23 protein-coding genes and 2 pseudogenes are annotated in these 25,901 nt (G+C 71.4%); 18 read left to right on the forward strand and 7 right to left on the reverse strand.

Translation table 11 applies throughout. The features are described 5' to 3' along the window. The first annotated feature begins 30 nt into the window (after positions 1 to 30). The 9 genes and pseudogenes from betA to OHB00_RS47740 all read left to right on the forward strand — a co-directional run. Positions 31 to 1,701, forward strand: coding sequence for a choline dehydrogenase (gene betA / locus OHB00_RS47700; protein ID WP_406444858.1), 1,671 nt, complete (start codon positions 31 to 33; stop codon positions 1,699 to 1,701). Between the two features lie 6 nt (positions 1,702 to 1,707). Beyond that, positions 1,708 to 2,487, forward strand: a complete 780-nt coding sequence (locus OHB00_RS47705) for a 5,10-methylenetetrahydrofolate reductase (RefSeq protein ID WP_406444860.1) — start codon at positions 1,708 to 1,710, stop codon at positions 2,485 to 2,487. A 141-nt stretch (positions 2,488 to 2,628) separates the two neighbouring features. Then, complete coding sequence (locus tag OHB00_RS47710) at positions 2,629 to 4,098, forward strand: aldehyde dehydrogenase family protein (RefSeq protein ID WP_406444861.1); 1,470 nt, start codon at positions 2,629 to 2,631, stop codon at positions 4,096 to 4,098. 20 nt (positions 4,099 to 4,118) lie between these two features. After that, entirely contained in the window at positions 4,119 to 5,210 is a 1,092-nt protein-coding gene (locus OHB00_RS47715; protein WP_406444862.1) for a glycine betaine/L-proline ABC transporter ATP-binding protein, read from the forward strand. Then, positions 5,210 to 7,183: an ABC transporter permease gene (locus OHB00_RS47720; RefSeq protein ID WP_406444864.1), complete on the forward strand. Its 1,974-nt coding sequence runs from the start codon at positions 5,210 to 5,212 to the stop codon at positions 7,181 to 7,183. Before OHB00_RS47715 ends, OHB00_RS47720 begins: the two co-directional genes overlap by 1 nt. 14 nt (positions 7,184 to 7,197) lie before the next feature. After that, positions 7,198 to 8,163 (forward strand): ABC transporter substrate-binding protein, encoded by a 966-nt coding sequence (locus tag OHB00_RS47725; RefSeq protein WP_406444866.1) that lies wholly within the window; start codon positions 7,198 to 7,200, stop codon positions 8,161 to 8,163. Positions 8,164 to 8,409: 246 nt separating this feature from the next. Continuing rightward, positions 8,410 to 10,848 carry an FAD-dependent oxidoreductase gene (locus OHB00_RS47730; RefSeq protein ID WP_406444868.1) on the forward strand — a complete coding sequence of 813 codons (2,439 nt, stop codon included), beginning with the start codon at positions 8,410 to 8,412 and terminating at the stop codon, positions 10,846 to 10,848. Between the two features lie 117 nt (positions 10,849 to 10,965). Continuing rightward, positions 10,966 to 11,374 (forward strand): annotated as a pseudogene (locus tag OHB00_RS47735) (serine hydroxymethyltransferase); the annotation flags it as partial. A gap of 149 nt (positions 11,375 to 11,523) precedes the next feature. After that, positions 11,524 to 11,601 (forward strand): annotated as a pseudogene (locus OHB00_RS47740) (hypothetical protein); the annotation flags it as partial. 71 nt (positions 11,602 to 11,672) lie between these two features. Here OHB00_RS47740 and purU read toward each other — a convergent pair. Continuing rightward, positions 11,673 to 12,545, reverse strand: coding sequence for a formyltetrahydrofolate deformylase (gene purU, locus OHB00_RS47745; protein WP_406444870.1), 873 nt, complete (start codon positions 12,543 to 12,545; stop codon positions 11,673 to 11,675). Positions 12,546 to 12,689: 144 nt separating this feature from the next. Further along, positions 12,690 to 13,739, reverse strand: coding sequence for an acyl-CoA dehydrogenase family protein (locus tag OHB00_RS47750; RefSeq protein ID WP_406444871.1), 1,050 nt, complete (start codon positions 13,737 to 13,739; stop codon positions 12,690 to 12,692). 98 nt (positions 13,740 to 13,837) lie between these two features. Here OHB00_RS47750 and OHB00_RS47755 point away from each other — a divergent pair, with 98 nt between their 5' ends. The 4 genes from OHB00_RS47755 to OHB00_RS47770 all read left to right on the forward strand — a co-directional run bounded on the left by OHB00_RS47755 (position 13,838) and on the right by OHB00_RS47770 (position 17,822). After that, positions 13,838 to 14,188: a YciI family protein gene (locus OHB00_RS47755; protein ID WP_406444873.1), complete on the forward strand. Its 351-nt coding sequence runs from the start codon at positions 13,838 to 13,840 to the stop codon at positions 14,186 to 14,188. After that, a complete protein-coding gene (locus OHB00_RS47760) occupies positions 14,188 to 15,381 on the forward strand; it encodes an RNA polymerase sigma factor (protein WP_406444875.1) in 1,194 nt (397 codons plus the stop codon). The genes OHB00_RS47755 and OHB00_RS47760 overlap by 1 nt, the downstream gene beginning before the upstream one ends. Before the next feature lie 115 nt (positions 15,382 to 15,496). Continuing rightward, positions 15,497 to 16,843, forward strand: coding sequence for an aldehyde dehydrogenase family protein (locus tag OHB00_RS47765; RefSeq protein ID WP_406444877.1), 1,347 nt, complete (start codon positions 15,497 to 15,499; stop codon positions 16,841 to 16,843). Between the two features lie 73 nt (positions 16,844 to 16,916). After that, a complete protein-coding gene (locus tag OHB00_RS47770) occupies positions 16,917 to 17,822 on the forward strand; it encodes an oxidoreductase (RefSeq protein ID WP_406444878.1) in 906 nt (301 codons plus the stop codon). Between the two features lie 35 nt (positions 17,823 to 17,857). On the opposite strand, the gene OHB00_RS47775 is transcribed toward OHB00_RS47770, so the two are convergent. Next, complete coding sequence (locus OHB00_RS47775) at positions 17,858 to 18,121, reverse strand: hypothetical protein (protein WP_406444880.1); 264 nt, start codon at positions 18,119 to 18,121, stop codon at positions 17,858 to 17,860. A gap of 150 nt (positions 18,122 to 18,271) precedes the next feature. Between OHB00_RS47775 and OHB00_RS47780 the strand changes: the two genes are divergently transcribed. The 4 genes from OHB00_RS47780 to OHB00_RS47795 all read left to right on the forward strand — a co-directional run bounded on the left by OHB00_RS47780 (position 18,272) and on the right by OHB00_RS47795 (position 21,288). Then, positions 18,272 to 18,655 carry a BlaI/MecI/CopY family transcriptional regulator gene (locus OHB00_RS47780; protein WP_406444882.1) on the forward strand — a complete coding sequence of 128 codons (384 nt, stop codon included), beginning with the start codon at positions 18,272 to 18,274 and terminating at the stop codon, positions 18,653 to 18,655. Further along, entirely contained in the window at positions 18,652 to 19,581 is a 930-nt protein-coding gene (locus OHB00_RS47785) for a M48 family metalloprotease (RefSeq protein ID WP_406444884.1), read from the forward strand. The genes OHB00_RS47780 and OHB00_RS47785 overlap by 4 nt, the downstream gene beginning before the upstream one ends. Positions 19,582 to 19,786: 205 nt before the next feature. Beyond that, positions 19,787 to 20,179, forward strand: coding sequence for a VOC family protein (locus OHB00_RS47790; protein ID WP_406444886.1), 393 nt, complete (start codon positions 19,787 to 19,789; stop codon positions 20,177 to 20,179). A gap of 38 nt (positions 20,180 to 20,217) precedes the next feature. After that, positions 20,218 to 21,288, forward strand: coding sequence for an adenosine deaminase (locus OHB00_RS47795; RefSeq protein ID WP_406444888.1), 1,071 nt, complete (start codon positions 20,218 to 20,220; stop codon positions 21,286 to 21,288). Here the strand turns inward: OHB00_RS47795 and OHB00_RS47800 are convergent. The 3 genes from OHB00_RS47800 to OHB00_RS47810 are packed head-to-tail and all read right to left on the reverse strand — an operon-like array spanning position 21,270 to position 24,275. After that, complete coding sequence (locus OHB00_RS47800; protein ID WP_406444890.1) at positions 21,270 to 21,785, reverse strand: DinB family protein; 516 nt, start codon at positions 21,783 to 21,785, stop codon at positions 21,270 to 21,272. The two genes, OHB00_RS47795 and OHB00_RS47800, sit on opposite strands and share 19 nt — an antisense overlap. A gap of 27 nt (positions 21,786 to 21,812) precedes the next feature. Continuing rightward, positions 21,813 to 23,303, reverse strand: coding sequence for a carotenoid oxygenase family protein (locus OHB00_RS47805; protein WP_406444892.1), 1,491 nt, complete (start codon positions 23,301 to 23,303; stop codon positions 21,813 to 21,815). 57 nt (positions 23,304 to 23,360) lie between these two features. Beyond that, positions 23,361 to 24,275: a LysR substrate-binding domain-containing protein gene (locus OHB00_RS47810; protein ID WP_406444894.1), complete on the reverse strand. Its 915-nt coding sequence runs from the start codon at positions 24,273 to 24,275 to the stop codon at positions 23,361 to 23,363. A gap of 111 nt (positions 24,276 to 24,386) precedes the next feature. Between OHB00_RS47810 and mgrA the strand changes: the two genes are divergently transcribed. Next, positions 24,387 to 25,379 carry an L-glyceraldehyde 3-phosphate reductase gene (mgrA, locus tag OHB00_RS47815; RefSeq protein ID WP_406444896.1) on the forward strand — a complete coding sequence of 331 codons (993 nt, stop codon included), beginning with the start codon at positions 24,387 to 24,389 and terminating at the stop codon, positions 25,377 to 25,379. Here the strand turns inward: mgrA and OHB00_RS47820 are convergent. After that, on the reverse strand, positions 25,369 to 25,653 hold the full coding sequence (locus OHB00_RS47820) for a DUF1905 domain-containing protein (RefSeq protein ID WP_406444898.1): 285 nt from the start codon (positions 25,651 to 25,653) through the stop codon (positions 25,369 to 25,371). The genes mgrA and OHB00_RS47820 overlap by 11 nt on opposite strands. Positions 25,654 to 25,901: the final 248 nt, after the last annotated feature.

A 25,901-nucleotide genomic window follows, 5' to 3' on the forward strand; every position in this document is an offset into this window, starting at 1 on the left:
CAATCGACGGCGCGAGCGAGACGAGGCACCATGGCTCCCTTGCAGTACGACTTCGTCATCGTCGGCGGCGGCTCGGCCGGCAGCGCACTGGCGAATCGGCTCTCGGCCGACCCCGGCAACCGGGTGCTCGTCCTGGAGGCAGGCCGCCCGGACTACCCGTGGGACGTCTTCATCCACATGCCGGCGGCACTGACCTACCCCATCGGCAGCCGCTTCTACGACTGGAAGTACGAGTCCGAGCCCGAGCCCCACATGGGCGGCCGCCGGATCTACCACGCCCGCGGCAAGGTGCTCGGCGGCTCCAGCAGCATCAACGGCATGATCTTCCAGCGCGGCAACCCGATGGACTACGAGCGCTGGGCCGCCGACCCCGGGATGGAGAGCTGGGACTACGCCCACTGCCTGCCGTACTTCCGCCGGATGGAGAACTGCCTGGCCGCCGACCCGGACGACGAGTTCCGCGGCCACGACGGCCCGCTGGTCCTGGAGCGCGGCCCGGCCACCAACCCGCTCTTCTCGGCCTTCCTCCAGGCCACCGAGGAGGCCGGACACCCGCCCACCGACGACGTCAACGGCTACCGCCAGGAGGGCTTCGCCAAGTTCGACCGCAACGTCCACCGCGGCCGCCGCCTGTCCGCGTCGAAGGCGTACCTCAAGCCCGCCAGGAAGCGCCCCAACCTCACCGTGAAGACCCGCGCCCTCGTCACCCGGGTCCTCTTCGAGGGCAAGAAGGCGGTCGGCGTCGAGTTCCAGCGCGGCAAGGGCGCCCCTCAGCAGGTCCGGGCCAAGGAGGTCGTCCTCTGCGGCGGCGCGATCAACTCCCCGCAGCTGCTCCAGCTCTCCGGCGTCGGCAACGCGAAGGAGCTGAGCGCCCTCGGCATCGACGTCGTCCACGACCTGCCCGGTGTCGGCGAGAACCTCCAGGACCACCTGGAGGTGTACATCCAGTACGCCTGCAAGCAGCCCGTCTCCGTACAGCCGTATCTGGCGAAGTGGCGGGCCCCCCTCATCGGCCTGCAGTGGCTCTTCCGCAAGGGCCCGGCCGCGACGAACCACTTCGAGGCCGGCGGCTTCTGCCGCAGCAACGAGGAGGTGGACTACCCCAACCTGATGTTCCACTTCCTGCCCATCGCGGTCCGCTACGACGGTTCGGTGCCCGCCGGCGGCCACGGGTATCAGGTCCATGTCGGCCCCATGTACTCCGACGCTCTCGGCTCGGTGAAGATCCGGAGCAAGGACCCGCGCGAACACCCGGCCCTGCGCTTCAACTACCTCTCCACCGAGCAGGACCGCCGCGAGTGGGTCGAGGCGATCAGGGTCGCCCGCAACCTCCTCAACCAGCCCGCAATGGCCCCCTACAACGACGGGGAGATCTCGCCCGGACCGTCCGTGGCGACCGACGAGGAGATCCTCGACTGGGTCGCCAAGGACGGCGAGACCGCCCTGCATCCGTCCTGCACCTGCAAGATGGGCACCGACGAGATGTCCGTCGTCGACCCGGTGAGCATGCGGGTGCACGGCGTGGAGGGCCTGCGGGTGGTGGACGCCTCGGTGATGCCGTACGTCACCAACGGCAATATCTACGCCCCGGTGATGATGATCGCCGAGAAGGCGGCCGACCTCATCCTCGGCAAGGAACCGCTGCCACCGTCGAAGGCCGTCTACTACCGGCTCCGCGACGCCCAGAAGCAGGCCGGGTAGGCCGCCATGGGCGCCGAGGCGCTGCGCGCGCTGCTCGCCCGCGTCCGCTACGAGGTGCTGCCGGCGCGGGCGACCGAGGAGAAGGTCCTCGCCCATGTGCCCCGCGAGGTCGTGGCCACGGTCACGGCATCGCCGGTCCGGGGCCTGGAGCCGACCCTCGCCCTCACCGAGCGGCTGACGGCGCACGGCTACCGGGTCGTCCCGCACGTGCCCGCACGACTGCTACGGGACGACACCCACCTGAAGGACGTCACCGAACGCCCGCGCGCGGCCGGCGTCGACGACCTCTTCGGCCCGGCGGGCGACGCCGATCCGCCCGCCGGGCCGTACGAGGGAGCGCTGCCGGTGCTGCGCCGGGTGACCGAGAGGGGGGGACCTTTCACGGAGACCGGGATCACCGGCTGTCCGGAGAGCCATCCCCTCGTCCACGACGACCTCACCGTCCAGGCGATGTGGGACAAGCGGGCGCACGCCGCCTGTATCGTCAGCAACCTCTGCTTCGACGCCCGCGTGCTCGGCGACTGGCTCACCCGCCTCCGGCGCCGTGACGTCACCCTGCCCGTGTACGTCGGCGTCGCCGGGCCCGTCCAGCGGGCCAGGCTGCTGGCCATGGCCACGAAGATCGGCGTGGGGGAGTCCGGCCGCTTCCTCGCCGGGCACGCCTCCTGGTTCCTGCGGTTCGCCGCGCCGTCCGCGGGCGTGGCGGGTCTCCATCTGTTCACCTTCAACCAGGTCGCCGAGACGGAGCGGTGGCGCCGGGCGCCGCTGGACCGGCTGGGCGGCTGAGCCGTCCCGAGGGCGCCGTTTTCGCGGCCGAATCGGGATACGCGAAGCCCTTGACGGCTGTCAGTACATTCGGTCAGGGTGTTCCACCAAAAGCAATCCAATGCACAATGCGCAACGAATTCGGGCTCGAAGGGCGCGGCCGTGGCAGATCTGTATGTGGATGGGAAATGGCGCGCGGCGGTGGCCGGCGGCCACCGCGAGATCCGCTGTCCGGCGGACGGCACCCTCGTGGCGACGGTCTCCGAGGCGACCCGCCCCGACACGGAGGCCGCGATCACCGCGGCCCGGCGCGCGTTCGACGAAGGCCCCTGGCCGCACACCCCCGAGCGCGAGCGCGGCGCGCTGCTGCTGCGCACCGCCGACATCATCGAGCGCGACGCCAAGGAATTCGCCCGCGCCGAGTCCCTGGACACCGGTAAGCGTCTGGTGGAGAGCGAGTACGACATCGCCGACGTCGTCTCCTGCCTCCGCTACTACGGCGGTGTCGCCGGCACCAGCGCCGGCCGCGTGGTCGACACCGGCCGCGACGACGCGCTCAGCAGGGTCACCTACGAACCCGTCGGCGTCTGCGGGCTGATCACCCCGTGGAACTACCCCCTGCTGCAAGCCTCCTGGAAGGTCGCCCCGGCCCTGCTCGCCGGCAACACGGTCGTCCTCAAGCCCAGCGAGCTGACCCCCTCCACCGCCATCCTGCTGATGAAGGCCCTGGAGGAGGCCGGACTCCCGGCCGGTGCCGCCAACCTGGTGCTGGGCGCCGGCGCCGAGGCAGGCGCGCCGCTGGCCGACCACCCGGCCGTCGACCTGGTCTCCTTCACCGGCGGACTGCACACCGGCCGGCACATCATGGCCACCGCCGCCGCCACGGTGAAGAAGGTCGCCCTCGAACTCGGCGGCAAGAACCCGAACGTGGTCTTCGCCGACGCCGACTTCGACACGGCCGTCGACTTCGCGCTCACCGCCGTCTTCCTGCACTCCGGGCAGGTCTGCTCGGCCGGCGCCCGGCTGATCGTCGAGGACACGGTCCACGACGCCTTCGTCGACGAGGTCGTCCGCCGCGCCCGCCTGATCCGCCTCGGCGGCCCCTTCGACCCCGAGGCCGAGACCGGCGCGCTGATCTCCGCACAGCACCGCGAGAAGGTCGAGGCGTACGTCGAAGCCGGGATCGCCGAGGGCGCAGTACTGCGCTGCGGCGGCGCCCGCCCCGACGACCCCGCACTGGCGAACGGCTTCTACTACCCGCCCACCGTCCTCGACGAGTGCCGGCAGGACATGCGCGTGGTGCACGAGGAGTCCTTCGGGCCCGTGCTCACCGTCGAACGCTTCCAGGACGAGGACGACGCCGTCCGCATCGCCAACGACACGGAGTACGGCCTCGCCGGAGCCGTCTGGACACAGGACGCGGGCAGGGCCCAGCGGGTCGCCCGCAGGCTGCGCCACGGAACCGTGTGGATCAACGACTACCACCCCTATGTGCCGCAGGCGGAATGGGGTGGCTTCGGGCACTCGGGCGTGGGCCGCGAGCTGGGACCGACCGGCCTGGACGAGTACCGAGAGCCCAAGCACGTCTGGCAGAACATCCAACCCCGGCCGCAGCACTGGTTCCGCGGCTGACGCCGAAGAGAGGTCCCACCATGACCCCAGCCCCGACCGAGGTGTCGCAGCGGCGCGACACGTCCCAGGACCCTCAGGACCGCACCCCGGTCATCTCCGTGCGCCGGCTGTGGAAGGTGTTCGGGCCGAAGGCCGACGAGGTGCCGGGCTCCGAGGAGCTCTGCGGGCTCACCCGCCGCGAGCTGATGGACCGCACCGGCTGCACCGCCGCCGTGCGGGACGTGAACTTCGAGGTGTCGCCCGGCGAGGTCTTCGTCGTCATGGGCCTGTCCGGCTCCGGCAAGTCCACCCTGGTGCGATGTCTGACCCGGCTCATCGAACCCACCGCCGGCGAGATCGTCTTCGAGGGCGAGGACATCCGGGGCGCCGACCCCCGGCGGCTGCGGGAGCTGCGGCGCAGCAAGTTCTCCATGGTCTTCCAGCACTTCGGCCTGCTGCCGCACCGCAAGGTCGTGGACAACGTGGCGTTCGGCCTGGAGATCCGGGGCATGGGCAAGGCCGACCGCATGAAACGCGCGATGGAGACCGTCGAGCTGGTGGGCCTCGCCGGCTACGAGAACTCCTACCCCGACCAGCTCTCCGGCGGTATGCAGCAGCGCGTGGGCCTGGCCAGGGCACTGGCCGGCGACCCCGACGTCCTCTTCTTCGACGAACCGTTCTCCGCCCTCGACCCGCTGATCCGCCGCGACATGCAGAGCGAGGTCATCCGGCTGCACCACGAGGTCGGCAAGACCATGGTCTTCATCACCCACGACCTCTCCGAGGCCCTCAAGCTCGGCGACCGCATCCTGATCATGCGGGACGGCAAGACGGTCCAGTGCGGCACCGGCGACGAACTCGTCGGCGCCCCGGCGGACGACTACGTACGCGACTTCGTCAAGGACGTGCCGCGCGGCGACGTCCTCACCCTCCGCTGGATCATGCGGCCCGCCGAGCCCGACGACGCCCTGGACGGGCCCGAGTTGGGCCCGGACGTCGTCGTACGCGAGGCGACCCGCGCGGTGCTCGCCGCCGACAAGCCGGTCAAGGTCGTCGAGAACGGCAAGCTACTGGGCATCGTCGGCGACGAGGAGATCCTCGCCGTGGTCGCCGGGCAGGACGGCGGCGCCTGATGGCCGCCGTCGCCGACGCGACCGTACCGGTCGCGACCATACGCAAGAAGGTCGGCCGCCCGATAGTGGTGGCGGCGATCCTGGTCGTCTGGCTGATGCTCTTCGCCGCGTTCCGGGGCCGGCAGACGCTGACCCTGGCCGCCGCCGACCTCACCGGTCTGCACCGCTGGCTGAACGACGTCAACGACAGCATCGGCGCCAACCGCAACTCCAACCCGCTCTTCCTCTACTTCTTCAACGAGATCCGGCTGGCCATCGACAACCTGGTCACCTTCGTCCAGTCGCTGATCTCCCAGCCCGCCGACGGCCGCCCGGTCCCGCAGATCGGCTGGCTCGGCGTCGTCGGCATCGCCGGTTACGTCTCCTGGGCCGTGGGCAACTGGCGGGTCGCCCTGCTGGCCGTCGCCGGGTTCACCTTCTTCGGGCTCCAGGGCCTGTGGCAGGAGAGCATGGACACCCTGGCGCTGACCCTGTCGGCGGTCCTGGTGGCCCTGCTCATCGGCATCCCGCTCGGCGTGTGGGCGGGGCTCTCCGACCGGGTCAACCGGATCGTGACGCCCTTCCTGGACTTCATGCAGACGATGCCGACCTTCGTCTACCTCGCCCCGCTGACCCTGATCTTCCTCATCGGCGGCGCCTCCGCCGTCATCACCACGGTGATCTACGCGGCCCCGCCCGCCATCCGCATCACCGCGCACGCCATCCGCTCCGTCCCCGAGACCACCGTCGAGGCGGCCGACTCGCTGGGCGCCACCCGCACGCAGCAACTGGTGAAGGTGCTGCTGCCGATGTCGAAGCGCACGGTCGTCATGGGCGTCAACCAGACCATCATGGCCGCCCTGGCCATGGTCACCATCGCCGCCCTGATCGACGCGCCCGGCCTCGGCAAGACCGTCATGCAGGCCCTCCAGTCCCTCGACGTCGGTACCGCCTTCAACGCCGGTCTCGCCATCGTCGTCATGGCCATCGTGCTCGACCGGGTCACCACGGCCGCCGCCGCGCGCACCGAGACCCGCCGCGCGGACGGGCGGTTCCTGAAGTGGCGCCGCCCACTGCTCGGAGCGGGCGGGGTCGCCGCCGTCGTCCTGGTCTACCTCTCCCACACCTACGTCTGGGCGGCCGAGTTCCCCGGCGACGGCACCGTCGGAAGCCACCTCGCGAGCGGCGCCGACACCGCGACCACCTGGCTGCAGGACCATCTCTTCGGCCTCACCAACGCCCTGCGGGACGCCCTCACCAACGGCCTGCTCAACCCGTTCCAGACGCTCCTCACCGACTCTCCGTGGTGGCTGGTCGGTGCCGTCCTGGTCGCGCTCGGCGCGGTCCTCGGCGGCTGGCGGGCCGGGGCCACGGCGGCCGTGTGTGTCGGACTCCTGGTCGGCACCGGACTCTGGTCGGACAGCATGACGACCCTCGCCTCGACCGCCGTGGCCACTGTCCTGACGATGCTGGGCGGCGTCGTCTTCGGCGTGTGGATGGGCCGCAGCACGCTGGTGGACCGGCTGATCCGGCCCACCCTGGACGCCGCGCAGGTCATGCCCCCGTTCGTCTATCTCGTGCCGTTCCTGGCGCTCTTCGGGGCGACGCGCTTCACGGCGATCATCGCGGGCGTCGTCTACGCGGCACCGGTCGCGATCAAGATCATCGCGGACGGGGTGCGGAACGTGTCCGAGTCCACCGTGGAGGCGGCCACCTCGGCCGGGTGCAACACCTGGCAGATCATCACCAAGGTCCAGCTGCCGATGGCACGCAGCGCCCTGACCCTCGCGACCAACCAGGGCCTGATCTACGTGCTGTCGATGGTTGTGTTGGGCGGCCTGGTAGGGGCGGGCGCCCTCGGCTACGACGTCGTGGCCGGTTTCTCGCAGGGCGAGCTGTACGGCAAGGGGCTGGCGGCAGGGCTGGCGATCGTACTGCTCGGAGTCATGTTCGACCGGATCACTCAGGCTGCGGCACGTCGCACCAGGGCATAAGGAGTACCGACACCATGGCACAACACTGGCGAGCCGGCGCGGCCGGCCTGGCCGTCCTCGGCCTCACCCTCACGGCCTGCGGCGGAGCGAAGGTCGGCGGCAGCAGTTCCGCCGGCTCGACGTCCTCGGGCGGCAAGTGCGGGACCTTCAACCTGGCCGTCAACCCCTGGGTGGGCTACGAGGCGGACGCGGCGGTCGTCGCCTACGTCGCACAGCACAACCTCGGCTGCACGGTCGACAAGAAGGACCTGAAGGAGGAGATCGCCTGGCAGGGCTTCGGGACCGGCGAGGTCGACGCCGTCCTGGAGAACTGGGGCCACGACGATCTGAAGAAGAAGTACATCACCGGGCAGAAGACGGCCGTCGAGGCCGGCTCGACCGGGAACAAGGGCGTCATCGGCTGGTTCGTGCCGCCGTGGCTGGCCAAGGCGCACCCGGACATCACCAACTGGCAGAACCTCGACAAGTACGCCGCCAACTTCAAGACCTCCGAGTCCGGCGGCAAGGGCCAGCTTCTCGACGGCGACCCCTCGTACGTCACCAACGACGCCGCCCTGGTCAAGAACCTGAAGCTGAACTTCAAGGTGGTGTACGCGGGCAGCGAGACCGCGCTCATCCAGGCCTTCAGAACGGCCGAGAAGAACAAGCAGTGGCTGATCGGCTACTTCTACGAACCGCAGTGGTTCCTGTCCGAGGTGCCGCTGGTCAAGGTGAACCTGCCCAAGTACACGACGGGCTGCGACGCCGACGCGGCGAAGGTCGCCTGCGACTACCCCGTCTACGACCTGGACAAGATCGTCAGCGCGAGCTTCGCCAAGTCGGGCAGCCCGGCGTACGACCTGGTGAAGAACTTCCACTGGACCAACGACGACCAGAACACCGTGGCCAAGTACATCGCGGTGGACAAGCTGTCGGACGACGCGGCGGCCAAGAAGTGGGTCGACGCCAACCCCGACAAGGTCAAGGCCTGGCTGAAGTAGCGAGGGCCGCGAGGAGAGTCGTTCCGGGACGCCCGGCGGGCGGTGCGCAGCTGTGCGCGCCGCCCGCCGGGCGTTGCCGTTCCCCGGGCTGTTGCGAGGACCGTCCCGCGGGCCGTGGCACGGGCTGTTCCGCGGGGCCGCCACCCCCTTGACACCCCTCCTCGCAGACGGGCACATTGAGTTGCGCAGCCTGAATCACGTTGCGTACAAAGCAACTGCACCGGTCTCAAGTTCGGAGGTTGGGCGATGGCGGGACCCCGAGTGGTCATCATCGGAGCGGGCGTCGTGGGAGCGGCCCTCGCGGACGAGCTCTCCGCACGCGGCTGGACCGAGGTGACCGTGGTCGACCAGGGCCCCCTCCCGGCCACCGGCGGCTCCTCGTCGCACGCCCCGGGCCTGGTCTTCCAGACCAACCCCTCGAAGACCATGACGGAGCTGGCCCGCTACACCGTCGAGAAGTTCTGCTCCCTCGATGTCGACGGGCGGCCCTGCTTCCTCCAGGTCGGCGGCCTCGAAGTGGCCACCACCCCCGAGCGCCTCACCGAGCTCCACCGCCGCCACGGCTGGATCACCGCCTGGGGCATCGAGGCGCGGATCCTCACCCCCGAGGAGTGTGTCGAGCAGCACCCGCTGGTCAACCCCGACCGGGTCCTCGGCGGCCTCCTCGTCCCCACCGACGGCCTCGCCAAGGCGGTCCTCGCCGTCGAGGCCCAGATCCGCCGGGCCACCGAACGGGGAGTGCGCTTCCTCGCCCGCCACGAGGTCCTCGACGTACGGCAGAGCGAGGGTGCCGTCACCGGCGTGCTGACCGACCAGGGCGAGATCCCCGCCGACATCGTCGTCTGCTGCGCCGGCATCTGGGGCCCGAGGATCGCCCGCATGGTCGGCATGAACCTGCCCCTCACCCCGCTCGCCCACCAGCTCGCCTGGACCGGCCCGGTCCCGGCGCTGGCCGGCCAGACCGAGGAGGCCGTCCGCCCGATCCTGCGCCACCAGGACGCCGACCTCTACTACCGCGACCGCTTCGACGGCATCGGCATCGGCTACTACGGCCACCGCCCCATGCCCGTCTCCGCCGACGACATCCTCTCCGTCGACGAGGCCGACCAGATGCCGTCCGTCATGAAGTTCACCGAGGAGGACTTCGCGGACGCCTGGACCGAGACCCGGTCCCTCCTTCCCGCCACCCGTGAGGCCAAGGTCGAGGAAGGCATCAACGGCCTGTTCTCCTTCACCACCGACGGCTACCCGCTGCTCGGCGAGTCCCCCGACGTCAAGGGCTTCTGGGTCGCCGAGGCCGTCTGGGTCACCCACTCCGCGGGCGTCGGCCGCGCGGTCGCCGAATGGCTGGTGGACGGCCACTGCTCCTCGTTCGACCTCCACGAGTGCGACGTCAACCGCTTCGAGCCGCACCAGCTCTCGCCCGAGTACGTCCTGGCCCGCGACTGCCAGAACTTCGTCGAGGTGTACGACATCCTCCACCCCCTCCAGCCGAGCGGGAAGCCGCGCCCGATCCGCACCAGCCCCTTCCACGCCCGCCAGCAGGAACACGGCGCGTTCTTCCTGGAGGCGAACGGCTGGGAGCGCCCCCAGTGGTACGAGGCGAACGCGGGCCTGGTCGAGGGCCGCGCGATCCCCACCCCCAACGAATGGGCCGCCCGCTACTGGTCGCCGATCGTCGGCGCCGAGGCCCAGGCCACCCGCGAGACCGTCGCGATGTACGACATGACCGCCCTCAAGCGCCTGGAGGTGAGCGGCCCCGGCGCCGCCGGCTTCCTGGAGAGCCTGGTCACCGGCAAGGTCGCCAAGTCCGTCGGCTCGGTGACGTACACCCTGCTCCTCGACCACGACGGCGGCATCCGCAGCGACATCACCGTGGCCCGCCTCGCCCGCGACCTCTTCCAGGTCGGCGCCAACGGCAACCTGGACCTCGACTGGTTCACCCGCCACCTGCCCGCCGAAGGCACGGTCCAGGTCCGCGACATCACTCCCGGCACCTGCTGCGTCGGCCTGTGGGGCCCGCTGGCCCGCGAGGTCCTGCAGCCCCTGACCGACGAGGACTTCTCCAACGAGGGCCTCAAGTACTTCCGTGCCAAGCGCGCCTACATCGGCTCGGTGCCCGTCACCGCGATGCGGCTGTCGTACGTCGGCGAACTCGGCTGGGAGCTGTACACGACCGCCGACCAGGGCGCGAAACTCTGGGACACCCTCTGGCAGGCGGCCCAGCCGCTCGGCGGCGTCATCGCCGGCCGCGGCGCCTTCAACAGCCTGCGCCTGGAGAAGGGCTACCGCTCCTTCGGCACCGACATGACCTACGAGCACGACCCCTACGAGGCCGGCGTCGGCTTCGCCGTCAAGCTCGACAAGGGCGACTTCGTGGGCAAGGCCGCGCTGGAACGGCGCAAGGCGGATGTGCGGCGCCGGCTGAGCTGCCTCACCGTGGACGACCCGCGGGCCGTCGTCATGGGCAAGGAGCCGGTGTACGACGGTGAGCGTGCGGTGGGCTACGTGACCAGCGCGGCCTACGGCTACACGATCGGCAAGGGGATCGCGTACGCCTGGTTGCCGGCGGAGCTGGCGGTGCCCGGGACCGGCGTCCAGATCGGGTACTTCGACCAGCGGGTGGCGGCGGTGGTGGCCGAGGAGCCGTTGTTCGACCCGGCGATGGCTCGTCTCCGCGGGTGAGGTGTTCGAGCTGTGCCGTCGTTCGGGTGCGGGCTCGTCGTGGCTGTTCGCGCAGTTCCCCCTTACGGGGCGCCTCGCCAAGGTCGTTGAAAGGATCACGAAACCCATAGGAACGCGCTGGACACGCCCCTGGCCGAGCTCGACCCCGAGGTTCATGCCGCGCTCCGTGCCGAACTGCACCGGCAGCGGTCCACCCTGGAGATGATCGCCTCCGAGAACTTCGCGCCCACCGCCGTGAGGGAGGCGCAGGGTTCGGTCGCGACGATCAAGAACGCCGAGGGCGATCCCGGCCGCCGCAGTACGGCGGCTGCGAACACGTCGACGTCATCGAGCGGCCGGCGATCGAACAGGTCAAGTCCCTCTTCGGGGCCGGGTTCGCCACCGGCCGCACTCGGGCGCCCAGGCCGACGCCGCCGTCTTCTTCGCCCTCCTCCAGCCCGGCGACACGGTCCTCGGCCTCGACCTGGCGCACGGCGGCCACCTCACCCACGGCATGCGCATCAACTACAGCGGCAAGATGCTCAACACACCCGAGCCCAGGCGGTCGTACGACGTCATCGTCGTCGGCGGCGGCGGACACGGCCTCGCCACCGCCCACTACCTGGCGAAGAACCCGGCATCACCAATGTGGCGGTCCTGGAGAAGGGCTTGCTCGCGGGCGGCAACATGGCCCGCAACACCACGGTCATCCGCTCCGACTGCCGCTGGGACGAGAGCGCCGGCGTCTACGAACACGCGCTGCAACTCTGGGAGGGCCTGGAGGAGGAACTCGCCTACCCGGTCCTCTTCTCCCAGCGCGGCGTCCTGCTGTCTGTTGTCGGCTGTCAGCGGAAGACGACCGTGCAGCGGCCGTTGACCAGCACCCGGCTCTCGCTGTGCCACCGCACGGCACGGGCGAGCACCTGGGCCTCCACGTCACGGCCCAGCGCGACCAGTTCGTCCGGGGCGTGCGAGTGGCTCACCCGGACGACGTCCTGCTCGATGATGGGGCCCTCGTCCAGATCGGGCGTCACATAGTGCGCGGTGGCGCCGACGAGCTTGACGCCGCGCTGGTGCGCCTGGACGTAGGGCCGCGCTCCCTTGAAGCTCGGCAGGAAGGAGTGGTGGATGTTGATGGCCCGGCCGTCGAGCTGCTTGCACAGGTCGTCGGAGAGGATCTGCATGTACCGGGCGAGTACCACCAGGTCGACGTCCAGCTCGCCGACGAGACGCAGCAGCCGGGCCTCCGCCTCCGCCTTGGTGTCGGGTGTCACCGGGAGGTGATGGAAGGGGATGCCGTAGGTGCGGGCCAGCGGCTCGAAGTCGCGGTGGTTGGAGACGATCGCCGGGATCTCGATGTTGAGCGCGCCCGTGGACCTGCGGAAGAGCAGGTCGTTCAGGCAGTGGCCGAACTTCGACACCATGATGAGGGTGCGGGTCGGGGTCGACGCGTCGTTCAGCCGCCAGGTGATCCGGTGCTCTTCGGCCACCGGGACGAAACCCGTGCGCAGCTCCGCCAGCGAGACGGCGCCGTCCGGGACGTCGAAGTGCACCCGCATGAAGAAGCGGTCCTGCAGCCGGTCGTCGAACTGCTGACTCTCCAGGATGTTGCCGCCGTGGCCGACCAGGAAGCCGGTGACGGCGTGGACCAGACCGGCCCGGTCGGGGCACGAAAGGGTGAGGACGAACTCGCGGCCGGGCTGCGGTCGGGGAGACATGACACCCTCCAGGATGCGCACTGCGCAACGATATGAGTGATACGCAACATGGTCCAGCCAAGACGGCCGGCGGGTCAAGAGGTCAAGTTCTACTTGACGCATCACTCTGTGCGATACGCAACGCCCCTGTTCCTGGCGCTCCCGTCAGCCACCGGCCGGGTGCCGCTCCGCGAGGCGCTTGAGATGTGCCGTGCGTGATTCGCCGGTCTGGCCCTGGACCAGCAGGAACAGGCCCTCCCTGGCCAGGCGTTGGGCGCGGTGGTCCAGCGACATCGCCCGGCCGCCACCCGCCACCACGGCCGCCGCCGTGGCCGTGCGCAGCAGCGTGAACGCCTCCGCCCGCAACGCCAGCCGTTCCTCTGTGTGCTCGCCGGGGAGAGGATGGTCGGCGAGCTCGTAGGCCCGGCGGCGGACCTCACCGAGACGCGCCCGCACGGGAGCCGCGTACTCCTCCTCCACCAGCTTCAGCGCCGCCTCCGCGATCCCGAAGACCGCCGGACTGGCGTTGCGGGTCTTCGGGCGGTCCGCCGCCGCCCACTCCTCGAACGGCACCCGGAGCGCGACCGCCTCCTCAGGGACGCGCAGGCCGTCCAGGTCCAGGGAGACCGTCCGGGACGCGGTGAGCGCCGCCAGGCGCATCGGCTCCGAGGGCCGCAGGCCCGGCTGCTCCCGGGCCTCGACGAAGGCGAACAGGGCCTCGTCGTCCTCGGTGACCCCGGCCAGCAGCAGCATGTCGTTCAGCCCCCAGCCGGTGTACCAGGGCACGGTGCCGGAGAAGCGCCATCCGTCCGCGGCCCGCCGTGCCCGTACGGGGACCCGCGGGTGCGACCGCAGATGCGCGTAGGCCACTCCCGACAGCAGCTCACCGCGTGCCAGCGGGCCCAACAGGCGTTCACGCACCGGCAGGGCGGTTCTGGCCAGAGTCAGCACCGGCGTGTGGTGCTGCGTCTGCACGAACCAGGTCGAGCAGCACGCCCCGGCCAGGATCTCCGCCGTCTCGCGTACGACGGCCACGGGCGCCGCCGAGCCGCCGTACTCCACCGGCGCGCTCACCCCCAGCAGTCCTGAGCGCTTGACCGCCTCGATGTGGCTCGCCGGGACGCCCTCCCGGTCGACGCGCTCGGCGGCGGGGGAGAGCAGGCCGTCGGCGAGTTCCCGGGCGCGGGTGAGGAGCGGATGCGCGGCGATGGTCATGGAGAAGATTCTTTCGGCTTCCCGGTGTGCGGTGTCGATCCGGGGGCCTGCCGTTCGTGTAGAAGGCGAGAACACCCACGACGACCGAGGAGAACATCATGAGGCACTACCTGCTCAGCGTGGTCCAGCCCGCCGGTGCGACCCCGCCCCCGCCCGACGCGCTCGCCGCGATCATGCGCGATGTCGAGGCGTTCAACGACGAGCTGCGCGCGGCCGGCGCCTGGGTCTTCGCGGGCGGGCTGCACGGGCCGGAGACGGCCACGATGCTGCGGCCCGCGGACGGTGACGTACTGATCACCGACGGGCCCTTCGCCGAGGGCAAGGAGTACCTCGGCGGGCTCTGCCTGATCCGCGCCGAGGACCTCGACGCCGCCCTGGAGTGGGGTCGCAAGGCCGCTCTGGCCACCACCCTCCCCATCGAGGTACGGCCCTTCGTGGACCAGCACTGATGGCGGACGCCGCCGATGTCGAGGCCGTCTTCCGCGCCGAGTACGGGCGCGCGGTCTCGGTCCTGGTCCGCTTCCTCGGCGACATCGACCTCGCCGAGGAAGCGGTCCAGGACGCCTTCGCCACCGCGCTCGACAGGTGGCCCGGCACCGGGGTGCCGCCGAGCCCGGCCGGCTGGATCTTCACCACCGCGCGCAACCGGGCGCTCGACCGGCTGCGCCGCGAGTCCTCCCGGGACGCCCGGCACGCCGAGGCCGCCCGGCTGTACGCGCCCGAGCCACCGGCCGAGGAGGGACCCGTGCGCGACGAACGGCTCCGGCTGATCTTCACCTGCTGCCACCCCGCGCTCGCCCTGCAGTCCCGGGTCGCCCTGACCCTGCGCCTGCTCTGCGGCCTCGGCACGGCCCGGATCGCCCGCGCCTTCCTGGTCCCCGAGCCCACCCTGGCCCAGCGCCTGGTACGCGCCAAGGCGAAGATCCGCGACGCCGGGATCCCCTACCGGGTGCCGAGGGACGCCGACCTTCCCGACCGGCTGAACGGGGTACTGGCCGTCGTCTACCTCGTCTTCAACGAGGGCTACGGCGGTGATCCCGCACTGTGCGCCGAAGCCGTGCGCCTGGGGCGGCTGCTGTACGAGCTGATGCCGGACGAGCCCGAGGTCGCCGGGCTGCTCGCGCTGATGCTGCTCGTCGAGGCCCGGCGGCCCGCGCGGGAGCCGCGGGAGGGCGAGTCGGTGCCGCTGCCCGAGCAGGACCGCGGGCTGTGGGACCGTGAGCTGATCGCACAGGGGCAGGACCTCGTTCGGCGGTGCCTGCGCCGCAACCGGCCCGGGCCCTATCAGATCCAGGCCGCGATCAACGCCGTGCACAGCGACGCGCCCACCGCCGAGGACACCGACTGGGGGCAGATCCTGCGGCTGTACGACCAGCTCATGGCCGTCGCCGCGAGCCCGGTCGTCGCGCTGAACCGGGCGGTCGCGGTCGCCGAGGTCGTGGGCCCGGCGGCGGCGCTGGAGCTGGTCGACGCGCTCGACCTGCCCGGATACCACGTGCTGCACGCCGTCCGCGCCGACCTGCTGCGCCGGCTCGGCCGCCGGACCGAGGCGGTGGCGGAGTACGACGCGGCCGTCGCGCTCACCGACAGCCTGCCCGAACGGGCACACCTCGCGCGTCGACGGACCGAACTCACTGGCTGACCAGGTGTGATCTATGTCAATCACGGGATTTCCGGGCCGCCGGAATTTACTTCTGACGCTGAATGGTTGCAAAGTACATCTGAATGTCCATGACCCGTAGCCGGGCCCGAGGCCCGTGCGCACCACCAGCGAGGCATCCGTGAATCAGCCCACCCCCGAGCAGCCCGCCGACATCGTGGCCCGGCTGCGCGCCACCTTCCGCACCGGCCGCACCAAGCCCGTCGAGTGGCGCACCGGCCGGCTCCGCCGGCTGCGCGCCATGCTCACGGAACGCGGTGAGGACATCGCCGCCGCCCTCCACGCGGACCTGGGAAAGAGCGCCCGCGAGGCCTACGGCTCGGAGATCGACTTCACCGTCCGGGAGATCGACCACACCCTCGACCACCTCGACGAGTGGCTGCGCCCCGAGCCCGCGCCGGTCCCGAAGCACCTCGGCGACGACACGACCGCCTGGACGCAGTACGACCCTCTTGGTGTCGTCCTCGTCATCGCCCCCTGGAACTACCCGGCCCAGCTGCTGCTCACCCCCGTCGCCGGCGCCCTCGCCGCCGGCAACGCCGTCGTCGCCAAGCCCAGCGAGCTGGCCCCCGCGACCTCGGCCGCACTGGCCCGGCTGCTCCCGGCCTACCTCGGCACCGAGGCCGTCGCCGTCGTCGAGGGCGGTGTCCCGGAGACCACCGCCCTGCTCGCCGAGCGCTTCGACCACATCTTCTACACCGGCAACGCAGTGGTCGGCCGTGTCGTGATGCGCGCCGCCGCCGAGCACCTCACCCCGGTCACCCTCGAACTCGGCGGCAAGTCCCCGGCGTTCGTCGACCGCGACACCGACCTCACTGTCGTCGCGGAGCGGCTGGCACGAGGCAAGTTCCTCAACGCCGGGCAGACCTGTGTGGCACCCGACTACGTCCTGACCGACCCGGAGACGGCCGTGGCCCTGGAGCCCGCCCTGGCCAAGGCCGTCCAGGGGCGGTTCGGCAGCGAGCCCAAGGAGTCCGGCGAGTACGGCCGGATCATCAACGAGCGCCACTTCGACCGGCTCAGCGCACTGCTCGGCTCGGGCCGGGTGGCCGTCGGCGGCGACACCGACCGGGCCCTCAAGTACATCGCGCCCACGGTGCTCGCCGACGTCGCCCCCGCCTCCCCCGTGATGCGGGAGGAGATCTTCGGCCCGATCCTGCCCATCGTCACCGTCCCGGACCTGGACAGCGCGATCGGCTTCATCAACGACCGCGACAAACCACTCGCGCTCTACGTGTTCAGCGAGTCCGACGACACCCGGGACCGGATCGCCGCCGAGACCTCCTCCGGCGGCCTCGGCCACGGCCTTCCGCTCGCCCATCTCACCGTCTCCGACCTCCCGTTCGGCGGGGTGGGGGAGAGCGGCACGGGCAGCTACCACGGCCGCTACTCCATCGAGACGTTCAGCCACCGCAAGGCGGTCCTCGCCAAGCCCCTCGGCTGACCATCCCACCACCCTCCGGGCCGCAACCTCTCTTGCCGACCCGGTCGTCAGGACCGTGTGCCAGACTCCGTCGATGACCTTCGACACGACCACCGCTGACGGATCCGGCACCTGGAAACTCGGCGACCTGCCCGTCCACCGCCTCGGCTTCGGCGCGATGCGGCTGACGGGCAGCGCCGCCTTCCACCACGGCACCCCGAGCGACCGCGACCGCTCGATCGCGGTCCTGCGCAAGGCCATAGAGCTCGGCGTGAACCACATCGACACGGCGGCCTTCTACTTCTCGGCCCTGCGCTCGGCCAACGAACTCATCAACACCGCCCTGTCGCCGTACCCCGACGACCTGGTCATCGTCACCAAGGTGGGCCCCTACCGCGACTACTCGGGGGAGTGGGTCACCTCCGCCCGGCCCGACCAACTGCGCGGGCACGTCGAGGAGAACCTGCGCCAGCTCGGCCGCGACCACCTCGACGTCGTCAACCTCCGCCGGATGCGCCAGGACTCGATCGCCGAGCACTTCGGCGCCCTCGCCGAACTGCGCGAGGCCGGGCTGATCCGGCACCTCGGCGTCTCCGACGTCGAGGTGCGCCATCTCGACGAGGCGCTGGCCATCGCCCCCGTGGTGTGCGTGCAGAACCGCTGGGGGCTCGACGCCACGAACCCGGCCACCGACGAACTGGTCCGCGTCTGCGGCGAACGGGGCATCGGCTTCGTGCCGTTCTTCGCCGTCGCGGGCGACGCCGGGGCACACGGCGCCACCCGGAACCACGACGACGAAGTCCTCGCCGTCGCCCGGGCCCACGACGCCACCCCGGCCCAGATCCGCCTCGCCTGGACCCTGCACCAGGGCCCGCACGTCCTCGCCATCCCGGGCACCGGCAACCCCGACCACCTGGCCGAGAACGTGGCGGCCGGCGCCATCCGGCTCACCGAGGACGAGCTGACCCGGCTCGACGCCCTCCACAACGCGGCCGGTTGACGGTCCGGCTCGGACCGCCCACACCTCGTCCCGCATCACACGCCGGCCGCGCAGCTCGTGCTCCCTCGTGCCCGGCGTGCACCACGTACGGCCGGATCCGGAAGAAGGCGTACGACGGGCTGCCCGCGCGCCGGACGCAGCCCCACCGTGTCCGCGTGCCGGACGAACCGGAGTGGGGCGACACCCGGCAGCCCGGCGCCGTCCGCCGTGGCCACCCAGACGTCCGTCTCCCGGTCCAGGAGGGAGAGCACGTCGTGCTTGCGCTGCTCGGAGGAACGGGCCGTTTTCGTGACCTTCATGGCCGCTGCGCTACCGCGCCCAGCCTGAGGATTCCCCGGCCGGCGACGGCGGCCCCTCGCATAATGGGCACGGGCGACGGCCGCACCGGGCTGACTACACTGCCGTAGACGGTCTGCGGACCGAGGACGAAGAAGGAGCGAGGACCTTCCATGGCCGACGGGAAGGACGAACGCCGGCCCGCCGGCGAACTGGAGGCGAGCGTCATGGCGGCCCTCTGGGCCGCCGGTGCGCCCCAGACCCCCGGGCAGGTGCAGCGGAGCCTCGGCACCGACCTGGCCCGCACGACGGTGACGACGATCCTGACCCGGCTGCACGACAAGGGCGTGGTCGAACGGCACCGCCAGGGGCGCGGCTACGCCTACGTCCCCGTCCAGGACGCACAGGGCCTGACCGCGAAGCGCATGCACACCGAACTCGACCGGGACAGCGACCGGGAGACCGTGCTCGCCCGCTTCGTCGCCCAGCTCAGCCCCGACGACGAGCGCGTTCTCAGGACCCTGCTCGAATCCGGCGAGCAACCGGGTGCGTCATGACCGCGCTGCTGATCCTGCCCCTGCTGGTGCCGTTCGCCCTGCCGGCACTCGCCCGGCGGGCCCTCGAACGGCTGGCGCCCGTCACCGCGCTCTGGGCGATCACCGCCTCGGCCGTCGCCCTCGCGGGCTGTTCCCTGTCCGCGCTCGGCGCGTTCTTCCTCACCGGGCTGCTCAAACTGCCGTTCTTCGCCGCGCTCGGTGAGCTGGTCCGGCCCCTGCACACCGCCTCCGACGGCTTCGTGCTGCCGCTGGCGGCGCTCTCGATCGGCGGTCTCGCGGTGTGCGCCTGGACCCTCGTGCGGTCGGTGCTGCGGCAGGCGCGCGCCTTCCGTGCGGCCCGCACGGAGGCGGGGCGGGGACCCGCCGCGGGCGACCTGTGCGTGGTCGACTCGCCGTGCCCGGACGCCTACGCGCTTCCCGGACGCCCGCACCGGATCGTCGTCACCACCGGAATGCTGCGCAGCCTCGACGGGGCCGAGCGGGAGGCGCTGTTCGCCCACGAGCGGGCGCACAACAGGGGCGGCCACCACTTCTTCCTCGCCGCGGCGGAGCTCGCGGCGCACTGTCATCCGGCGCTGCGGCGGGTCCGGGGCGTCGTACGCCTGACCGTCGAGCGGGCCGCCGACGAGGCCGCGGCGAGTGCGGTGGGGGACCGGCGGCTGACGGCCCGTGCCATCGCCCGGGCGGCGCTGGCAGGACAGGGTGAGGGCGCCGAACGGCCGGCGTTCGTGTCGGGTGCGGCGTCCGGGCCGGTGCCGCAGCGGGTGCAGGCGCTGCTGGCGGCCCCGCGTGGCCGGCGACGGGCCGGGGCGTGGGTCGCGGTGCTGCTGGCCGGGTGCGCCGGGTTGTCGTGTGTCGCCTCCGCGACCGGGATGATCGACTTCCATCATCGGGTGGAGGTGGCGCAAGGGGAAGCGGACCGGTAGGAGGCGGCCGGTTCTCGGGTGCGGGCCGGTTGTGGCTGGTCGCGCCCACGCGGCGGCAGCCGCACATCGACACGGCCCCGCGCCCCTGTCGGGGAGCTCCCGGTCGGCGCACTCCGTAAAAGCCGCCCGTGGGAAAAGCGCGGCTGGCATCTCGGGAGTTTTACGTATAACCTCTCCCGCTAACCAGCCCCACCGAAAGGTCCCCATGCGACGCGTCGCCCTGGTCACCCTTGTCGTCGGCGACTACGACGAGGCGATCCGCTTCTACACCGAGGCCCTCGGGTTCCGGGTCGTCGAGGACGCGCCGCGGCCCGACGGCTCCCGCTGGGTCGTCGTGGAACCCGGCACGGAGGGCAACGGCACCGGGCTGCTGCTCGCCCGCGCCAAGGACGAGGGCCAGCGTGCCCGGGTCGGCGACCAGACGGGCGGCCGGGTCGGGTTCTTCCTGCACACCGACGACTTCGCCCGTGACCACGCCCGGATGACCGCGGCCGGCGTGACCTTCCTGGAGGAGCCGCGGCACGAGCCGTACGGCAGCGTCGCCGTCTTCCAGGACCTCTACGGAAACCGCTGGGACCTGCTCCAGCCCGCCGTCTGACCCACCACTGCGAACCACCTGCCGAGGACAGCTCCACCATGACTGCTACGCGCGTAGACGAAGATGTGATCCGTCGCCTTCCCAAGGCCGTCCTGCACGACCACCTCGACGGCGGGCTGCGCCCCGCCACCCTCGTCGAGCTCGCGGCCGAGGTCGGTCACACCCTGCCCACCACCGACCCGGACGGGCTGGCCGCCTGGTACTTCGAGGCCGCCAACTCCGGCGACCTGGTCCGCTACATAGCCACCTTCGAGCACACCCTCGCGGTGATGCAGACCAAGGAGGGGCTGCGGCGCGTCGCCGAGGAGTACGTCCTCGACCTGGCCGCCGACGGTGTGGTGTACGGCGAGGTGCGCTACGCGCCGGAGCTGAACGTCAAGGGCGGGCTCACCCTGAACGAGGTCGTGGAGAGCGTGCAGGAGGGGCTCGCCGCCGGTATGGCGAAGGCCGCCGCCGCCGGCACGCCCGTCCGCGTGGGCACGCTGCTGTGCGGGATGCGGATGTTCGACCGGGTGCGCGAGGCCGCGGAGCTGGCCGTCACCTACCGGGACGCCGGGGTCGTCGGCTTCGACATCGCCGGCGCCGAGGACGGCTTCCCGGCCGCCGACCACCTCGACGCCTTCGAGCTGCTGCGCGGCGAGAGCGTGCCCTTCACCATCCACGCCGGTGAGGCGTTCGGCCTGCCCAGCATCCACCAGGCGGTACAGGCGTGCGGCGCCCAGCGCATCGGGCACGGCGTGCGGATCACCGAGGACATCGTGGACGGCAAGCTCGGCCGGCTCGCGAGCTGGGTGCGCGACCGCCGGATCGCCCTGGAGATGTGCCCCACCTCCAACCTCCAGACCGGCTGCGCGGCCTCGATCGCCGAGCACCCGATCACCGCGCTGAAGGAGCTGGGCTTCCGGGTCACCCTCAACACCGACAACCGGCTGGTGTCGGGGACGACGATGACCCGGGAGATGTCCCTGCTGGCCGAGGAGGCGAACTGGACGGTGGAGGACCTGCGCACGGTCACGGTGAACGCCCTGAAGAGCGCGTTCATCCCGTTCGACGAGCGCAAGGCCCTCATCGAGGACGTCGTGCTGCCGGGCTACGCCTCCGCGCTCTGAACCAGCCCCCGCAGGTAGGCGGCCTGCCCGATGTGCTGAAGGTCGTCGGACAGGACGCTCACCAGCCGTACGCCCAGCGTGACCGGCGGATCGAAGCGGGTGTCCACGATCCGTTCGAGGTCCTTCGCGGGAAGCTCGCGCAGCACCCCCAGGGTCTGCTCGTGCACCGCGTCGTAATAGCCGGTCAGCAGGTCGGCGGAGTCCACGGTGACCTTGGCGACGTCGGCCGGCGTGTGGCCGTAGCCGTGGTCACGGGGCGGCAGGTCGAGGCCGAAGCGCTTCTCCCAGCCCTGGGCCGGCCACACCTGGTCGAGGTCGAAGGCGTCGGCGACGTGGTCGTCCTGGATCCGGGTGAGGTGCCAGACCAGCCAGGTGATGGAGTTGGCGCCGGGCGCCGGGCGCCGGTTGAGCAGGTCGGGGTCGAGGCCGTCGAGGGCGGCGTGGACTTCTTCCTGGATGCGGCCGAAGCCGTCGATGAGGATGTCCCTTGCATGCATACGACCACGATCGCTCATCGACGGTCGTCATGCGTCCGGAATCCAGCTTCCGTGAAAGCCCAGCGGTACCCGGCCCGGCAGGTGCACCCGGGCCAGCGGCTCGCCCGTGAAGTCCTGCGCGGCGAGGATCAGCAGGTCGGCGGCGCCGCGGTCGGGATTGTGGACGTAGGCGATCGCGTATCCGTCGTCCTCCCGCCCGCCGCGTTCGCTCGGCACGAACACCGCCTCGCCCGCGGCCGCGCCCCTCGGCAGCCGGTGCACCTCGGCCGTGCCGCGGGCGAGGTCGTGCTTGAACAGGGCGTCGGAGAAGGCGCGATCCGGTGGACTGCCGCCGCCGGCCAGATAGGCGACGGACATCTCGGCGGCCGCCGCCGAGTAGCCGTAGCGGTGCCGGCGGGAGACCAGCTCCTCGTTGACACGCGGGAATTCCTGCGGCCGGTCGTCGAGCGTGCGCCTGCTGACCCGCCCCTGGCGCAGGTCGACGGTCCAGCGCTCCAGCTTCGCGGTGCCCACCGCGTGCGGTCCGTCGGTGGTGCGGCTCGCGACGTCGAACGGCGCCGGATACGTCGTCAGGTCGATCACCACGGACGCGCCCTCGTCGTACGCGTTGAGGGTGTGCGAGTAGAAGACCGGGTCGATGCCGAACCACCTGACCGCACCCCCGGACCGGGGCATCACGCCCACCCGCGCCGGGTGTTCACGGTTCCAGACGTACGGCACCGCGGCGCCGCTCTCGGCGGCCGCCGGGTCGAAGGTGACCGGGATGTCGAAGACGACCACGTGCCTCTCGGTGAGCGCGAAGTCGTGCATCATCGGCGCGTCCCGGACCGGGATCCGGGTGGTGCGGGCGAGCCGTCCGCTCGGGTCCACGACCAGGTGCCGGACATGGTCCCAGGCCGGGTAGTAGGCGATCGCGTGCAACTCGTCCGCTTCCGCGTCGTACTTGGTGTGCGCGGTGAAGGCGCCCTCCAGGGTGCCCCGGAAGTCGTAGGTGCCGACGGTGCCGAGGTCGCCGTCGAGCTCGTACGGCAGCGGGCCGCTCTCCTGGAGCGCGAGGATCCGTCCCCGGTAGGGCACGACGTGGGTGTTGCAGGCGAAGTCGTCGGGCGGGACCGGACCCCGACAGGACTCCCCGAGTTTCGCGGCCACCTGGGACGAGCGCACCCAGCGGTTGCGGTACCACTCGGCGCGTCCGTCGCGCAGCCGTACCCCGTGCACCATGCCCTCGCCCAGCATCCAGTGGTGGGCGCGGGGATCCTCCAGGCCGAGGACGTTCGGGCCGTTGCGCAGGTAGCGGCCGTTCAGCTCGCGCGGGACACGGCCGGTGACCGGCAGGTCGAACGCCGTGAGCTCCTCGGTGACCGGGGCGAACGCGCCCTTCAGGAAGGGGTACTGACGATCCGTCGGATCTGTGGCCGCTGCCGCCGCTGCCGGCCGGATCGCCGCTCCCGTCAGCGCGCCCGCCACCGCGATGCCCGCCGCCGAGCGCAGCACCGTACGCCGTGTGTGTTCCGCCATCTCCGTACTCCCCGTCGTCGTGGTCGTTCACGAGTCTGCGCCGACGGGAGGCCGGGGTCAGGAGGGGCAGGACCCGTCCGGGGGTGTTGCCAGGCCCCCCGTTTCGAGAAGGGTGATCAGTGCCCGGGCCGCCGGGCTGGTGGCCGTCTCGGGCGGCAGCAGGGCCACCGTCTCGTACGCGGTCTCGTCCGTGTCCTTGAGCGGGAGCGCGGTCAGCGTGGGCCGCTTGTGGCGGAAGTGGCGGGGGACGACGGCGACGCCGAGATTCTCGTCGACCAGGTCGAGGAGGCTGTGCACGTCGTTGACCTCCAGCGCGACCGTCCGCCGCACGCCCGCCGAGGCGAAGGCCGCGTCGGTCGTGCGGCGCGGGCCCCAGTCGGGGTGGAAGTCGACGAACACCTCGCCGCCGAGGTCCTCCGGCGTCACGGCCGCGCCGGCCGTGGCCAGCCGGTGGCTGGGATGGCACAGCACGGTCATCGGCTCGCCGGTCAGGGACACCGAGCGCAGCTGGTCGGTGTCGTCCTGGGTGCGGTAGGCGAAGGCCAGGTCCAGCCGGCCCGCCGCCACCTCCTCGGCGAGCGCGCCCGAGCCGGCCTGCCGCAGCCGGATCTCCACGTCGGGGTGGCGGCGCCGGAACGCGGCGAGCAGCCCCGCCACATGCACCCCCGCGATGCACTGCTCGGTGCCCAGCGCCAGCGTCCCGCGCAGCACACCCTGTACCGCCGCCACCGCCTCGTGCGCGGAGCGCACCTGGGCGAGGATCCGCTCGGCCTCGCCGAGCAGCGCCCGGCCGGCCTCGGTCAGCGTCACCCGGCGGGTCGTCCGCACGAACAGCGGCGCCCGCAGCTCCCGCTCCAGGGCGCGGATCGACGCCGACAGACCGGACTGGGACACCATCAGCCGTTCGGCGGCCCGGGTGAAGTGCTGGTCCTCGGCGACGGCGACGAAATGCTGGAGGTGGCGCAGTTCCATGATTGAGAAGACTAGCCGCACAATTCCATCGCATTCTCCTGTTGGACCACTGCCCGCGGCTCGGGAAAGAGTGGGATCGGTAGATCCTGTGCCAACCCCTCTGGAGTCGCGTTGTACACCGCACACCCCGACCGCTACGCCGACATGCCGTACCGCCGCAGCGGCCGCAGCGGCCTGAAGCTCCCCGCGCTGTCGCTCGGCCTGTGGCACAACTTCGGGCCCGACCGGCCCGTGACGACCCAGCGCGCCATCCTGCGCCGCGCCTTCGACCTCGGCGTGACCCACTTCGACCTGGCGAACAACTACGGGCCGCCGCCCGGCGCCGCCGAGTCCGCGTTCGGCGAGGCCCTCAAGGCGGACTTCGCGGGCTACCGCGACGAGCTGGTCATCTCCACCAAGGCGGGCTACCTGATGTGGCCGGGCCCGTACGGCGAGTGGGGTTCACGCAAGTACCTGCTGTCCTCGCTGGACCAGTCCCTGACCCGGATGGGCCTGGACCACGTCGACATCTTCTACTCGCACCGCCCGGACCCGGAGACTCCCCTGGAGGAGACGATGGGTGCCCTGCACTCCGCGGTCCAGCAGGGCAAGGCGCTCTACGTCGGCATCTCCAACTACTCGGCGGAGCAGACCCGTGAGGCCGCCCGGATCCTGGGCGACCTCGGCACCCCGCTCCTCATCCACCAGCCGCGCTACTCGATGCTGGACCGCCGCCCGGAGACCGAGGGCGTCCTGGACGCGCTCGACGAGCTCCAGGTCGGCTCCATCGTCTTCTCCCCGCTGGAGCAGGGCCTGCTCACCGGCCGCTACCTCGACGGCATCCCCGAGGGCTCGCGGGCCGCGAGCGACAGCCCCTTCCTGAACTCGGACGCGGTCACCGAGGACCTGGTCGCCCAGCTGCGCGACCTCGACGAGGTCGCCAAGGGGCGCGGCCAGACCCTGGCCCAGCTCGCCCTGTCCTGGGTGCTGCGCGGCGGCCGGGTGACCTCGGCGCTGATCGGCGCGAGCAGCCCGCAGCAGGTCGAGGACTGCGTCGGCGCCACCGCGAACCTCGACTTCGACGCGGAGGAGCTGGCTCGGATCGACGCGATCATCAACCGGTGACGCGTCGGGTGAGGTGGACTCCGACCGTGTCCCCCTCACCCTTTCCGTTCGCCCTGCGGACGTCGGCCCGCACGGGGAGCTTGTACGTACCGTCGCGCAGGGCCATGAAGGAACTCCGGAAGGGGCGCCCGTCGACCGTCCCGCGGATCCGCACGAGGCCGCGGGTACCGAAGAACGCGGCGGACTCGGGCCGGACCACGTAGGTCCAGCCGGCTCTGGCGGGGCTGCGGCGCAGCGGCGGTGCACTCCACGTCCAGATGCGCGTCGTACTCATGGCGGTCCGGAAAGCCCGGGACCGGGGGATCCGGCCGTCCTCACTAAGCGTGAACACGTCATAACCGGCCACCGGAGCCGAACCGTCCGCCTGGATCGCCGGCTCCCGGCCGAAGCGAGCCGTGCCGTGGCTGCCTTCGAGGACCCCCGGTGGACGGGACGCGAAGCAGGAAAACCGCTGGTTCGCCGCCGCGATCACGGCCGTGATCTGGGCATGTCCGGTGACATCCGCCGGGGTCACCCCTCTGG

Source organism: Streptomyces sp. NBC_00631, from assembly GCF_045206895.1.
In the GTDB taxonomy this organism is placed as follows: domain Bacteria; phylum Actinomycetota; class Actinomycetes; order Streptomycetales; family Streptomycetaceae; genus Streptomyces.